Source organism: Streptosporangium sp. NPDC000396, assembly GCF_042898655.1.
Taxonomy (GTDB): domain Bacteria; phylum Actinomycetota; class Actinomycetes; order Streptosporangiales; family Streptosporangiaceae; genus Streptosporangium.
Genome location: NZ_JBIAZA010000026.1, coordinates 80,312 through 94,031, shown reverse-complemented (window position 1 = coordinate 94,031; position 13,720 = coordinate 80,312). Strand labels below are relative to the sequence as shown.

Below are 13,720 nucleotides of genomic sequence, written 5' to 3'. Positions count from 1 at the left end.
AAGCTGCCGGGAACCGGCCGCCAGGCTGGTACTGACCACGGCGGGCAGCAGTTGCGGGGTGATCCCGACGGCGATCGCCAAGGAGAACAGCAACGACTCGATCAGCGGGCGGTGCAGCACCAGGTTCGTCACCAGGATCAGTGAGGTCAGCGCGATCGCGACCTGCAGCAGCACCGAGAAATGACGCAGCCCCGCCTGGAAGCCGGTCTCAGGTTGCCGCTGTCCCAGCCCGAGCGCGATGATGATCACGGCGTCGGTGCTGTCACCAGGAAGAACAAAATAACTGCGGTCAGCGCCAGCAGTACCAGCACCGCGTTGCGCAGTTGCCGGCCCAGCACCCGAAACGCCCGGGCGTGGTGGGCGCGCACCGTGTTCGGGCCGCAGGCGGCCAGGCGCCGCGAGGCCCCGGCACCGGACAATCCCGCCTCGGTGACGCCCAACCCGCCGAGCACCTGTAGGGCGGGCAGCGGGGCGCCTCACCGGCGGACAGGCCCGCCGGGCTTGCTGCATCCGCCGGAATCACCGCACTGACCTCATGCGGAGTGGCCGTTGGTGACAGGCCCGGGCGACCGTGATCGTTCACATCAGGTCTCCTGGAGATCTCCACACCCCCAGCAGATCATTGGCAGGCCGGGGACTCCCCGGTCGAAAGACACCATCTGGAAGGACCTTCGGCACCCGCGCCCGGCAGCGCTTACGCCTGGAAATTCTTATCCGAGACGCCGAACAGGACAGTGAAGACCCATCACCCCGGCGGCTCGATCAAGGAGGAAACCAGTCGGCGCCTCACCGAAGTGAGCGAAGCGGTATCCCCTGATCGGCTTGGCGGCAGCCGTTTAGAGCCGACGGTCCTTGCTCGGGAGGGCACTTGGACTCTGGGGGCTGCCGTGGCGATGACCGACGCTGCTTATATGAGACGAACCGTTCCCGATGAGTGCGACGTTCTGTTGCGGGAGGGCGGCATCGCCCACATCCGGCCGCTGCGGCCGGACGACCGCGCGCAGCTGCACGAACTGGTCGACAGGTCGTCTGAGCAGTCGGCCTACCTGCGGTTCTTCACCGGTGGTACGGCTACCGCCCACGCCTACATGGACCGCGTCACAACGCCGGGCTACCCAGGCCGCGCGCTGGTGGCCCTGACACACGGCCGGCTCGTGGCGATCGCGGAGTACATCCCCGGTGACGCGGGCGACGCCGAGATCGTGATCTTGATTGACGACGAGATGCATCCCCATGGCCTGGGCACCTTGCTGGTGGAACATTTGGCGTTGAACGCCGCCGATGAGGGCATGCGCGAGCTGATCGCCGACGTGCTCACCGAGAACCGCCCCATGCTCCGGGTCCTGAACGACATCGGGCTGGACATGCTCGACACCGCGCGCCTCCTGGCCACCCAGCCACTGCCGCAGGGCAGGCGGGTGGCTATCGTCGGCAACTCCGGCGGGCCGCAGGTCCTTGCCGCCGATGCCTGCGAGCAGCGCGGCCTGCTGGTCCCCGAGCTGGCCCCCATCACGCGCGGGCGGCTTCGCGCCGGATGGCCGGCACGATCGGACCGGCCATGACCGGCGCGATCGTCCAGCCGATGGCCGGGGCAGGTGTCGAGATCATCATCGGCGGCGTCGCGCACGAGTCTTTTGGGCCTTTGCTCATGGTCGGCATGGGCGGCATGGGCGGCATCGCCGCCGAGCTCCTGGCCGACCGCTCCTTCCGGGTGCCACCCCTCAGTGATCGGGACCCGGCGGCGATGATCGCCGAGCTCCGCTGCGCGCCGCTGCTCTTCGGCTATCGCGGACGCCCGCGTGCCGACATCGCCATGTTGGAGAAGCAGATCGCCGGCGTCGGGCGGCTCCTGGACGACCTTCCAGAGGTGACCGAAGTCGACCTGAACCCGGTGATCGCCACTCCGGCCGGCGCGGTGACCGTGGACGTGCGGATACGGCTCGCACCCGCTGCCCCGCCGTCGCCCTTCCGCAGGCGGCTTCGATGAACGAGCCGACCCATTCCGCCTGCGGGCCCGTTTGGAGGCAACGATGCATGTCACCGTCAAAGACGTCATGACCTGGCGAGTGATCTCGGTTGGCGAGGACACCTGCTTCAAGAACATCACCGAACTGCTCATCACCCACGCGATCAGTGCCGTGCCGGTCGTGGACGGCGATGGCCATGTGATCGGCATCGTCTCCGAGGCCGATCTGCTGCACAAGGAGGAGTTCCGGGAACAGTTCCATGGCGAGAACTATCGGCCGCCGGGCCAGAGGCGCGGCGCGGACAAGGCCAGGGGCGAGGTGGCTCGGGAATTGATGACCGCCCCCGTGGTCACCGTCTCGATGGACGCGCCGGTGGTGGCCGCCAGCCGCCTGATGGAGCACCATGGCGTCAAACGGCTGCCGGTGGTGGACGGCCGCGGCCGCCTGGTGGGCGTCCTCAGCCGCCACGACGTTCTGAAGGTGTTCGTCCGCTCAGACAGGGACATCGAGCGCGAAATCCGCGTGGACGTCCTGACGCGGTCGCTGTGGATGGACACCTCACGTGTCCACGTCGCCGTTCAGGACGGCGTGGTGACGCTGAGCGGGCGGATGACCCTGCGCAGAGACACCCAGATCGCCCTGTGGATGACCCGGCAGGTCAACGGAGTCGTCGACGTGATCGACGAGCTCACTTGGGACCGGGACAACACCCCCACCGGAGAGAGGTGCTAGGGGGAGCTTCACGTACCGGCTGGGGCTCGGGGTCATTTCATCATGATGCGCATCGAGCGGCTCTTCGTCCGCGTCCAACGCCGGCCAAGCGGGCCATCCGGGTCAACTGGGTGCCGCCCTCCTACGGCGATTCGACTCGACCTCGAAGGAGCCGTCCATTCGCGGGGTCGTTCCTCTCCGGGCGTTCATGCCCGAGAGGTGGTCTACTTCAAGATTGGCAGGCGCCGGACCAGCGAGGTGTGGGCCCACCACGTGCCGATGCCGAGGGTGTTGTCGGCGCCCGCCAGTGCCAGGCCGACGAGCACGATGACGTAGATGATGTGGTCGTCCATGAACGGGTTGTTGGCCAGCGGCAGCTCCGCGGCCCACATGAGCACCAGCAGCAGACCTCCGGTTATGGCGGCGATCCGCATGCCGGCGCCGACGCGAGCAGGCCGGCCATGAACAGCCAGTCGACCCACATCTGCCCCGCCAGGCCGCCGAAGAAGCCACCGAGCGCGTTCTCACCGGCGCCCTTGAGGAAACCGGTGGTCGGGTTGCCGCCGTGAATCCAGGCGCGGTCAGCGGGGGTGGCGAAGCCCCAGCCGAAGGTCTTGTCCAGGAAGGCCCACAGGAAGATCCAGCCAAGGCTGATCCGGGCGGCGGCCCAGACATAGTCGACCGGGCGGGTCACAGTCTTGATTGGATCGTCGTCCATGACGGGCTTGGCAATGTCTGCGTGACCGCTCTGGTGATGGCCTCCGATGATCGCCATGACTGGTGTCCTTCTGATCAGCCCTGGTGCTTATGGCTCAAGCGCATCGCTTTCTGTAGCTTCCCGGCAGTGCCGTAACTTCCCGGCAGTGCCGTACGGCTCGCCCGGCCAGTTCCGAAGTCCCCGCTTCGCGGGACCTTCGGCCCTCGTTCAGGCCTGCTCGACCAGTACCTCGATGTTCGAAGGCGACGAGCAAGTGCTGGGCGTGGCGCAGATCTTTCCGCGTGGTGGTCCAAAGTCCCCGGCATTGAGGGCCTCTGGCCTCTGCCTCACCGGCCCTGGCGGCGGTGAGATGGAGATCAAGGAGCCTGGCAGGAAGCGATCGCGCAAGCGCGTTCCCGCCGAGACGAGGCCCGGGAGGAAGATCTGACGATGTGCGGGCCCGTCCCCTGGATGGGGTCGCATGCGCCCGAAGGAGGTTCAGCGATGCGCATGAAGGTCAAAGATGTTATGACCACGCAGGTGGCGTCGGTCGACGCGAGCACCCCGTTCAAGGACGTCGCCGAGATACTCATCGCTCATGGTGTGAGCGCAGTGCCCGTCGTGGACGACGGGAGGCACGTCGTCGGTGTCGTTTCCGAAGCGGACCTGCTGCGCAAGGAGGAGTTCAGGGAGCAGTACTACCGCGAGGGGTACCGGCCGCCGCTGCGCGCCCGGCTGCGGCATCACCTGAGCCTGGAAGGCGGCCGTGGCAGGGACAAGGCGTACGGTGACACCGCCGCCGAGCTGATGACCGCCCCGGCGGTCACGATCCGGCCGCACGCCTCGGTCGTGTCCGCGATGCGGCTCATGGACGAGCACGGGGTCAAGAGGCTGCCCGTGGTGGACGGCGACGGAGTCCTCGAAGGCATCGTCAGCCGCCGGGACCTGCTGAAGGTGTTCGTCCGCAGCGATGATGACATCGCTGCGGAGGTGCGCGAGGACATCCTCGACGACCCCTTCTGGGCGCAGCCCCACGACGCGACCGCCACGGTCACACACGGAATCGTCACGCTGACCGGGCGCATGCAGCACAGGAGTGACGCCCAGCTCGCGGCGCGGATGACCCACCGGGTGAACGGGGTCGTCGATGTGATCGACAAGCTGGAGTGGACCGTGGACGACACTCCGGTCTGGAAAGGGCGATAGAGATACCGGCCTGCGGGGTCATGAGCACCCTGAGTAATCGCCGCCCCGCCGGCACGGTATGGCGAGCCGTCCAGGTTCTCTATGAGATCGCCCACACGATCCCCGGCATCGTCTGGGTCAAGATCGCGGGTGATATCCATCCCCGTGCCCTTGCGGATCAGAAGTTCCGGCTCTGCGCCAATCTTTGGCTGGCCTAAGTGACCAGGCCCTTCCCACCTCCTATGACCGGTGCCGAATCCGGCGGGGCGCCGCGGACGGTGAGCCCGAAGTGGTTATACCGGGCACGCATGTCCTGATCTGCTCATCTTCAAGCATGGCGGGCCAGGGGTTATGAAGGGTATGGATACCGGCGAGGATTCAGCCGAGTGTTTCCCCCGCCTTCGCAACCTCCGATGTCCTTGCGCCCGGGGTCCCTCTCAGATGCGAATCGATGGGCTCTTCGCCAGGTCGTCGTGATCGTAGGCGGCCTCGATGCGCAGGTCGACGACGCCCTCCACCTGGCGCCCGGCCTCGGCGAGCTGAGCGAGCTGCGAGCGCTTGGTCACCCTTCCTCCCACCCGGACCACACCGGCGTTCACCGCGATCGTGAGCGTTTGCGGATCCAGGCGCAGGCGCGCGATGGCCGCCGCCACGTCCGCCAGGATGTCGGACGACGACCTGGCGAAGACCTTCAGCAGGTCGGCCTGGTGCACGGTGCCCGCGATCTTCCCGCTGTCCGGGTCGACCACCGGCAGCTGCTTGATCCTGTTCGTGTGCATCAGGCGGGCCGCCTCCCGCGCCGGGGTCTCCCGGGTGACGGTCAGCGCCGGGCTGGTCATGATCTCCCCGGCGGTCATCCCTGTGACCTTCTCGCGCTCCTGGCGTCTCTTGCGGCTCTCGAAGACACCTCCGCCATGCGCGGTGTCGGTCTCCTTGAGCAGCAGGTCGTCCTCCGACACCACTCCTACCGGCCGCCCGTCGGCGTCGATCACGGCGACCGCGCCCACGTTGAACCGACGCATGGCCGCCACCAGGTCGCCGAACGTTGCCTCGGGATGAACCGCAACGGCCACCGTTCCCATGACATCCTTCACTTTCAGCGGCATGGTCAGCCTCCTGCCTTTCTCCCTTGGACAGCGCCCCGGTCTTGGGGCAGCGCCCCGGTCAGCCTTCGAAGGCATCTGAGCCGGACGGCGCGGACCCGGCTCGCGGCCGGCTTTCGTCCAGGGCGGGAACGACCGCGACGGGACACGACACATGTTGGAGGATCGATCGGGAGACCGAGCCCAGCCTGCCGCGCCCACGTGCTCCGCCGACCACCACGAGGCTCGCCTCCTTCGACAGGTCCAGCAGGGCGTCTTTCGGCGGCGCGGCGATGAAATAGGTGCGAACCGACACTGCGGGATATGTGGCCTGCCACGGCTGCAGGCGCTCGCGCATGCCGTCTTCGGCCGCCTTTCCGATGGCCTCCGTATCGGGTATCAGCGGCATCGGCGCGTTCCATGCCAACGGCTGGAGGTGTCCGGCGTGCACCGCCACCAGGGGCAGCCGCCGGGCCTCGGCCTCGCGGAAGGCGAATTCGATCGCCTCGTCGCGCGTGTCGTCGGTCATGCCCAGGACCACGGCTCCCCGATGCAGCGGGATGGGGATCGGGCCGGGCCCGCGCACGATGATCACCGGGCAGCGGGCATGTGCGGCCACATAGTCGGCGACCGAGCCCAGAACCGTTCTGGCCAGGGTGCCCATGCCGCGAGAGCCCACCACGATCAGCTCCGCGTGAGCGGACAGCGCGACCAGCCGCTCGGCGGCGGCACCCTCGTACAGATCGGTGGCGACGTCGGTGATCGTGCTGCACGAGCGGGCGCAGTCGGCGCCGTGATACAGCACATGCTCGGCGGCCTTGCGCAGGTGGAGCTTGGCCTCGTCATCGGCCTCGCCGTACGGCCACCGCCATGCGTGGACGACGGTCAGCGGCAGTTTTCGCAGCTCGGCCTCGTCCATCGCCCATTCCAGGGCCTGCATGGAGAAATCGGAACCGTCATAGCCAACGACGACTCCACACGTATCGGCCATCGTTCTCACCCCCATCCCCATGGTCGGCGGGAGAAGCCTTGAGACGGCAGAGCGGAAGGTCCTGTCGGCGTGGGACCTTCCGCCCTCATCCGGACCGGGAGGATCCGCGCTCCGGCAGGCGAGCCAAGGCGCGCCAGGCGCCAGTGACCTGGGCGACATCGTCGTGGTGCCTTCGGCGTGTGAGGCCCGTGACTGCGGCGTGCTCAGAGTCAAGCCCAGGTTCGTCCGGATCACTGCCGAAGGCATCGCCTGGAGCGACGAGCATGCGACGTGATCGCGTGGTGCACCGGCTTCCGCCCGGTTCTCGAGCCACGTGACATCACTGCGCCTGCGTGGGTCCGGTGAACCGATCCCGTCGGCGGCACCCGCCCGCTCGGGGAGTCTTGGCCGCACCTGCTTGGCTACAGCGACCGGCCGTGCCTCCGCCATCCTGATCGGTGCCAGCCGTACCGCCAAGAAGACGCTCGCTCGGGTAATGCGCAACTCACCTAGCCCGAATCGGTTACATCGCAAGTGCCGGCGGAGACGGCATCGACGGCTCCTACTCGTACTCCGCTGGCCGGAGCCTTCTCATTTAGGACTCGACCTCGGCAGCGATATGCCCCGGCCGGAAACCAGTTCAGGTTTGTCAGCTCGCCCCTTGCTCTGGCAGCAGCGAAATTTCGTTCGGAATATTTTGAGGCATGACTTTGAGAATTTCAGTGCGCTATACTCGGAGGAGTAAAGTGGAGTGGGGATGAGTACGTGTCGATCGAGGAGATGGCGGCGGAGCCGGGCATGCTCGTCCTGGCCCGTGAATCGCGAGGCTGGACGCAGGCCGATGTGGCCGAGGCCATGTCTCAGCTGGAAACAGGCACGCGGATCTCCCAGGGATACGTGAGCCGCGCCGAAGCCGGGCGGCTGACCGTCACAGGAGATCGGCTGTTGCTCTTCGCGGCCGCGTTGCGTTACTCCCCCGAGGTGCTGTGCTCCACCGCGGACGTTCATGGGGTGGGCATCGGGCTGGTGCACCATCGCAAGCGCGCCTCAATGGGTGCCACCGGGCTTCGGCGCATCCACGCGATCCTCGCCCTGAGCCGGATGCAGACCAAGGCGCTGACCCGCGCCGCCGGTCTCACCGGTGAGCATCGTTTCCACCACATCCCCGTCGACGAGCTGGACACCCCGCCCGACGCCGCCGACCGGCTGCGCGAGGAGTGGAATCTGCCGCCGGGCCCTATCTCCGATCTGGTCGCCGTGGTCGAGCAGGCTGGCGCCCTGGTCGTCGTGCGCGACCTGGGCACCAGCGAGCTGGACGCGGTGAGCCAGTGGTCGCAAGGAGAGCCCCCGCTGTTCCTGCTGAACTCCGCCGCCCCACCCGACCGCTTCCGCTTCAGCCTCGCCCATGAGCTTGGTCACGTCATCATGCACACCGAGCCGGGCACCGGCCGGGAGCAGGAAGAACAGGCCGATCGTTTCGCCGCGGAGTTCCTTATGCCCCATGAGGACATCGCGGCGGACCTGAAGGAAGGCGTCGACTTGGCACGGCTGCTGGAGCTCAAGGGCCGCTGGGGCGTGTCGATGGCCGCGCTGGCCCGCCGGGCGTTGACACTGAACGTCATTTCCGATTGGCAGTACCGCAATATCATGGTGGAGATGTCGGCCTTGGGCTACCGCACGACGGAACCCGAAGCGGTCCCCCGTGAGACGCCGCGAGGCATGGCCCGCGTCGTCAACCAGCTCCAGCAGCACGACGGCCTCAGCTCCGCCCAGGCGGCTCGCGTGGCCGGGTTGACCCCCGATGAGTTCGACGAGATCTACCGGTGTGCTTCATCCCTGTCCGAGAGCCCCGCCCTCGGCACGTCTTTGAGGTGAGCTGATGATCGACCCCACGGTCCCGGACCGTCCTCCCGCCCAGCCCCATGCTGCCGACGCGCGCCCCACGACGGCGCAACTGCTGGCCGGGCGGGTGCTGTACCAGGAGAACGCCCGCTACCTGCCACGCGTGCGCGAATCCGTCGACACCCGGCTGAGCGGCGTGGTGATGACCGGCAAAGACGCTGACAAGCGCGCCGCCCAACTGCGCAGCGCCGGCTACCGCGGGGTCCTGCTGATCGACAGCGCCGCCTACATGACGTACACGGCCACCCCCGCCGAACCTTTCCTGCTGCCCCAGGACACCCTCTTCGAGGGTCTGGACAACTGCCTGGACTTCCAGCGCCACCGTGGCGCCGATGCGGCCCTGACACCGACCGGCTACATCCCTGCGGCCGCTTCCAAGACCCTCAAGGCGGTCATGCGCGCGGCCGAGCAGATCGAGCGCGAGGACGTGGTCGTCGTCTTGCCGATCGACATCGCCTGGATCAATCCCGAGCACATCACGCAGCTCATCGCCGTCTGCAAGCGGATCCGCCAGCCCAAGGCCGTCATCCTGATCCGCCAGTTCGATCCGATGGCGGCCTTCAAACAGACCGCGGAGAATCTGCGGCGCCTGGTGTCGGAGGCCGAGCAGGCCGCGCTGCTGCGCACCGACCTGGCCGCGCTGGACGCCATGGTTCACGGAGCGCTGTTCGCGGGAATCGGCGCCGACAGCTCCATCCGCCACGCCGTTCCGGCGGGAGAGCGGGCACAGACGGCCGAGTCAACCGGTTGGGCCCAGTACCCGAACGTGCTGATACCTGAGCTGATGCGCTTTTGCGGGACGCGGGCGCTGGCAAACCGCTACGCCAATGCCGAGCCCGCCCGGTGCGATTGCCCGGTGTGCGATGGGCGCGGCCTGGACCGTTTCAACAGCCCGGACGGGGAGACGCGGATCGAGTCCGAGGACCACAACGCCTATGTCTGGGGCGCGTGGGTGAACGAGATGGCCACCTTCCAGCCGGGGCACGAACGCCGCCAGTGGTGGCGTGACCGGTGCGCCCGCGCGCTGGACCACTATGAGCTGGAGAACGTGAGGATCCAGCAGCCCCGCGGGTTCCAGCCGCCCGCACCTCTGCGCGCCTGGGCCACCCTTCCGATCGAAAGCGGCACGCCTGCCCCCACCGAGGACGCCCGCCGTGGAGTCAGCCCAGCTGCCGGCTGACCTCTTCAAGGAACAGCCAGCCCGCGGCCGTGAACCTCTTGCGGACAAACGGTCGCGGCGGCACCAGAACCTCCACCCGCTCTCCTCGGGCGATCAGCAGGCCGATGCCGTAGAAGTCGGTTTGCAGCATCGCCTCCTGGCGGCGACGTAACGGGCCATCCACCAAGATCGCGCGGGCGCAAAACGGCGCGAACCGGCCGGCCCGCTCCAGTGCTGACTCCCAACCCCGGCCGGGAACCACGGCAAGATCCAAGCGGATGGGCTGCACCGCGTGCCGCACCACCGCGCTCTCCTGCCGACTCACTGCTCCTCGCGGAACCCGCGCCAGCATGCGCCGCTCGGCAGGGGTCAGTGAGGCGAGCGGCACGGGCTCGTCCAGCGGCAGGCTCATCAACAGTTCCAGCACCTCGGGGCGCAGGAGCAACTCGGCGCGGGCCAGAGCGCGCCGACGGCGTTCCCGCTCGTCCACCCGGTAGGCGATCAGTGCCTGCGACCCTAGGACGTTCACCATGGCGATCTGCGAGTCCGCCGGCACCAACCCGCCCGGCTTCCTGGCGGCCGCCGAAACCACGTCCATGGGTACCTGCATCGTGACTGCCATGCCTTCACCTTGCCCTAGCGCGATGTCCGTGTCTCACCCGGGGTCATGGGAGGTCGCCGTAGGCGGCGTGAAGTCCTCCAAAGCGCGTACCAACCCGTGCAGCCCCTTCCATACCCGCGTGTCTCCGCATCGCTCATACCAGCGCCGACGCTGGCCCGCGGCGATCTCAGCCTGCCGCACCAGCCCCAGCGTCATGAGGTCTTTGACCGGGGCGTAATAAACCGACGCCGCGACGCCGTGGACGACGGCCAGCTCGCCGAGGTTGACCCGGCCGTCGCGGGACCTTGCCAGCGCCGTCACCACCGCCAGCTTGTGCCGGTTGCCCAGAAGCAAGACCGACACATCCTGCTGTGCCACCCGGGCCCGCCGCCGCATGAGACATGATTATGTATTCGCGAAACATGAATTTCAATGAGCGCAGCAGGTCAGATGCGGTGATCGCGTGAACTGACGTACTGACCGGCACGGCCCAGGTCAGCGGGATCAGGCTTAGGCCTTCACCCAAGTACGTAGGCACGTCAACCGTCTGACGGCGATACGCGCCGGACAGACGCCCCTGCGCCTCCGAGGACACTCCCGTTCCCCGGTGTCGTGTCCAGCACTGCCCGATACCGCTCTTTGAGGAAAGACGCCCTTACGCCCTCGCGCTGCACCCCCCGCCTACCTGCCCTTGCGCCGCCAGTGGGCTGGAGCCGCCGTCTGGCCGGTAACCCGACTCATCCCGGCCGCCTGCGCCCCGGCTGATGGCCGTGGATCGACGAGCGGCCGATCCGGCCTGGCTACGAGTGACCCGCGCATTTATCTCGGTTCCGCGTATACCTCGCAGCGGCGCAAGGCGATCCGGATCTGGCCACTGGCACTGGTGACACTCGCCACCGTTACCGCTCCGTTCCGGCCCGCCGCACCGGCGCCGGTCACCGATGCGGTCGCCCGCAGCGGTGCCGGGGTGGGCTTCTGGGCGAACACTCGAACGATACTCAGGCACGTCAACGACGTGCTCGTCCACGTGTGCTTCCAACCCTGCCGATTCGCGAAAACGTGCTCTTCACCTGCGGGGTGGGACATTGCGCAAGGTGAACAATTCCTTCGCGGGGACGCCAAGCGCGTCGGCGATCTGGAAGACGTTGTCCAGCAACGGGCTGTACACGCCATTCTCGATGCGGTTGATGGTCTTGCGGTCGACCTCGGCGAGTTCCCCCAGCTTCTCCTGGGAGAGCCCTTGTTGCTCCCGGACCTCGCGCAGCCGCGTACCGAACTGTCTGCGCAGTTCAGCGAGGCGCGGCGGGAGCGGGGCGGGCACCTACCCACGGTGGCGTGCATGATCCTCCAAGGTCTGTACCAAGCTTGGTACAGATTACGGAAGGTAGTCGGCCTGCGCCCTTCGCGCGGCGAGATCCTGGAGCGTCTTTCACGCTTGCCCCGTCCGACCCTTGAAGAGGCAACGATGATCACAACGGAGTCGCGTCGCCCTGCCCGCACAATCGCCCTGCCCCGTCGTAACCACCACGGCGGCCACTCCCCCGCCTGGCTGCTGGTGCAGGCCGCCCAGCTGTCTTGGGAGATCCATGCCATCTTGACCCTCATCCACGGGGCCCGGCTCAACCTCACCGAAGAACTATCCCTGCAGTACGAGGCGACCCGCGCGCTGATGGAGGCCGCCCACGCCGGCGTCATCATAGAGGCGCGGATGCCGCTGGCACCGTCCTGGAGCAGCGGGCCGCCCCGCCCCCGGTCAGTGTTCGCCCAGGCCCGCGAGGCCGGCAGCGACCCCCACTCGATCATCCCGGAGATGATCGCCCCAGCCAAACCCGCCGTTCCCGCCGAGCACCTGCAAGCGCTGGCCGAGGCCTCCCGCCCCGATCGGTTCCCCCATGCCCAGTGCGCCGGTGTCAATCTCAAAGGGGCACGCTGCGCCAAGCGCATTTTCACCGGCATCGGCGCCGAGCACTGCCACATGCACCTGACCCCGGCCGAGCAACGGCGCCGTGAGCAGCTACGTGCCGCCCGTGAGCAGGTCCGCCAGGCCGAAGAAGACGCGGCCGAGGCCCAGCAGGTCGCCCTCGCCCACGACTGGATCGACCGCTACGGCCGACGCCCCCACCGCGTGGAGCTGCCCACGCTCCCTTCACGACCACATCAGATCACCCTCACCCACCCCGGTGCCCCGGCACCGGCGGACGCCGAACCGCATGCGATCATCACCCTGCACGAGACCGGCTGGCCAGCGATCTGCCCCCGCGCCGGCGAGATCATCAGGGTGTTTCTCGACGTACCCTGTGCCTCCCTGCAAGAGATCGCCACACACGCCGCAGCCCAGACGCCGGGCCGCTGGAGCGACGGTGCGCAATGGCTGGCCTCCAGCGTCTGGGACGGCATCCAGCCGCCCACCGACCACATGCCGGCCGCTGGCGAGTCACCTGAGCTGGACGAATACCCCGGCGTTCACACCCTGCGCCTGCAGATGCTCAGTGATGAACGCCACCTGGGCCGCTGGCAGGCCGGGTTCTCCGCGCTGGTGCGGGCCTGCGGCCACCCGGCGGTGGAGACCATGGCGGAGCTGCTGGCGTTCTGGCAACACGTTGGCATCCTGGCCCAAACCCAGCACACCGTTACCGGTGCATATACCCACCCGCGATTGGCGGTCGCGGCGAAGGTACGCTCGCCCTGGCGAGTTCTTCAGGCCGGCAGTCGGTGTGAAGCCTTCGACGCCGTGACGCGGGCCGTGCGTTTTCTGATCACGATGGCCGCCCCCTGGGATCGCGAAGTCTCCCCTCACGAGGTCCTCGATCTGACCCAGGCTATGGAATAGGCGTCGTGCTCGCAGGCCTTGCCTGACCAGCCATGTCTGCATTCGAATCGGACAGGGCAAGCCTCCGCAGAAGGCGTGCTGACAGGTGGGAGAGCTGCCTGGACATCGACGTACTCGACCGTGAATGGGCGGCTCGCCGCTTGATCCGGTGGGAGGTGATCCGGGCCGACGGTTCGTCGTCTGTCATGCGGCAGCCCAACTTTTGCGAAATCGGGCGTCTACCGCAGCCACCGTGGACGCCCTCGGCATAGGAGGACAACAGCTGCTCAAGTCGGCAGTGATTGAGCACATTAACGTCTCGTCCGACGTCGACGGCAGCGAAGACCGAAAGGCCTCAAGAAACCGGTGACGTAAGTGTCATCCGGAGATGTTCCTTTCCCCTGAGTTATCCCAAACTGCCAGATGATCGGCGTGGACACGCCTCCAAAGCCGTCAGGGCGGTTTGCCCGGCGATACGCTTTAGCTGTACTCGAGCCAGGCGAGATGAGGACCGGCAGGAGGCCGCCGTGGCAAAGGCGGACGAAGACACCAATCGGCGGCAACCACAGCCGTTTGCCGTGATTCCCTTGGACGCCTACGGGCACCCCGGCACCCGCCCGCACCGTTGACGAACTAG

General features: G+C 67.5%; 14 protein-coding genes and 2 pseudogenes. 8 read left to right on the top strand and 8 right to left on the bottom strand.

What is annotated here, in order from left to right; genetic code table 11:
- Positions 1–51: 51 nt before the first annotated feature.
- Positions 52–249, bottom strand: a pseudogene (locus tag ACFY2X_RS34250) (hypothetical protein); the annotation flags it as partial.
- Positions 246–440: a cation-transporting P-type ATPase gene (locus ACFY2X_RS34245; protein ID WP_389946813.1), complete on the bottom strand. Its 195-nt coding sequence runs from the start codon at positions 438–440 to the stop codon at positions 246–248. The pseudogene ACFY2X_RS34250 and the gene ACFY2X_RS34245, both read right to left, overlap by 4 nt.
- Before the next feature lie 471 nt (positions 441–911).
- Between ACFY2X_RS34245 and ACFY2X_RS34240 the strand changes: the two genes are divergently transcribed.
- From ACFY2X_RS34240 to ACFY2X_RS34230, 3 genes are read left to right on the top strand one after another with little or no spacing between them, the layout of a single operon-like run.
- Positions 912–1,562 carry a GNAT family N-acetyltransferase gene (locus ACFY2X_RS34240; RefSeq protein ID WP_389946811.1) on the top strand — a complete coding sequence of 217 codons (651 nt, stop codon included), beginning with the start codon at positions 912–914 and terminating at the stop codon, positions 1,560–1,562.
- The gene (locus ACFY2X_RS34235) at positions 1,559–1,987 is read left to right on the top strand and encodes an acetate--CoA ligase family protein (RefSeq protein WP_389946809.1); all 429 of its coding nucleotides are present in this window, start codon (positions 1,559–1,561) and stop codon (positions 1,985–1,987) included. Before ACFY2X_RS34240 ends, ACFY2X_RS34235 begins: the two co-directional genes overlap by 4 nt.
- Positions 1,988–2,030: 43 nt before the next feature.
- Complete coding sequence (locus ACFY2X_RS34230; RefSeq protein ID WP_389946807.1) at positions 2,031–2,699, top strand: CBS domain-containing protein; 669 nt, start codon at positions 2,031–2,033, stop codon at positions 2,697–2,699.
- 203 nt (positions 2,700–2,902) lie between these two features.
- Here the strand turns inward: ACFY2X_RS34230 and ACFY2X_RS34225 are convergent.
- Positions 2,903–3,396: pseudogene (locus ACFY2X_RS34225) on the bottom strand (hypothetical protein).
- 483 nt (positions 3,397–3,879) lie between these two features.
- Between ACFY2X_RS34225 and ACFY2X_RS34220 the strand changes: the two are divergent.
- Positions 3,880–4,581: a CBS domain-containing protein gene (locus ACFY2X_RS34220; RefSeq protein ID WP_389946805.1), complete on the top strand. Its 702-nt coding sequence runs from the start codon at positions 3,880–3,882 to the stop codon at positions 4,579–4,581.
- A 20-nt stretch (positions 4,582–4,601) separates the two neighbouring features.
- Positions 4,602–4,778 carry a hypothetical protein gene (locus tag ACFY2X_RS34215; RefSeq protein WP_389946803.1) on the top strand — a complete coding sequence of 59 codons (177 nt, stop codon included), beginning with the start codon at positions 4,602–4,604 and terminating at the stop codon, positions 4,776–4,778.
- 219 nt (positions 4,779–4,997) lie between these two features.
- Here ACFY2X_RS34215 and ACFY2X_RS34210 read toward each other — a convergent pair whose 3' ends face one another.
- Positions 4,998–5,666, bottom strand: a complete 669-nt coding sequence (locus ACFY2X_RS34210) for a CBS domain-containing protein (RefSeq protein WP_389946801.1) — start codon at positions 5,664–5,666, stop codon at positions 4,998–5,000.
- Positions 5,667–5,724: 58 nt separating this feature from the next.
- Positions 5,725–6,633, bottom strand: coding sequence for a universal stress protein (locus ACFY2X_RS34205; protein ID WP_389946799.1), 909 nt, complete (start codon positions 6,631–6,633; stop codon positions 5,725–5,727).
- Positions 6,634–7,377: 744 nt separating this feature from the next.
- Here ACFY2X_RS34205 and ACFY2X_RS34200 point away from each other — a divergent pair.
- Entirely contained in the window at positions 7,378–8,487 is a 1,110-nt protein-coding gene (locus ACFY2X_RS34200; RefSeq protein ID WP_389946797.1) for an ImmA/IrrE family metallo-endopeptidase, read from the top strand.
- Between the two features lie 4 nt (positions 8,488–8,491).
- Entirely contained in the window at positions 8,492–9,694 is a 1,203-nt protein-coding gene (locus ACFY2X_RS34195; protein ID WP_389946795.1) for a hypothetical protein, read from the top strand.
- On the opposite strand, the gene ACFY2X_RS34190 is transcribed toward ACFY2X_RS34195, so the two are convergent.
- The 3 genes from ACFY2X_RS34190 to ACFY2X_RS34180 all read right to left on the bottom strand — a co-directional run bounded on the left by ACFY2X_RS34190 (position 9,675) and on the right by ACFY2X_RS34180 (position 11,595).
- A complete protein-coding gene (locus tag ACFY2X_RS34190; RefSeq protein WP_389946793.1) occupies positions 9,675–10,295 on the bottom strand; it encodes a hypothetical protein in 621 nt (206 codons plus the stop codon). The two genes, ACFY2X_RS34195 and ACFY2X_RS34190, sit on opposite strands and share 20 nt — an antisense overlap.
- Before the next feature lie 33 nt (positions 10,296–10,328).
- Positions 10,329–10,670 (bottom strand): hypothetical protein, encoded by a 342-nt coding sequence (locus ACFY2X_RS34185; RefSeq protein WP_389946791.1) that lies wholly within the window; start codon positions 10,668–10,670, stop codon positions 10,329–10,331.
- Positions 10,671–11,340: 670 nt separating this feature from the next.
- A complete protein-coding gene (locus ACFY2X_RS34180) occupies positions 11,341–11,595 on the bottom strand; it encodes a helix-turn-helix transcriptional regulator (RefSeq protein WP_389946789.1) in 255 nt (84 codons plus the stop codon).
- 144 nt (positions 11,596–11,739) lie between these two features.
- Between ACFY2X_RS34180 and ACFY2X_RS34175 the strand changes: the two genes are divergently transcribed.
- Entirely contained in the window at positions 11,740–13,104 is a 1,365-nt protein-coding gene (locus ACFY2X_RS34175; RefSeq protein WP_389946787.1) for a hypothetical protein, read from the top strand.
- Positions 13,105–13,720 lie beyond the last annotated feature (616 nt).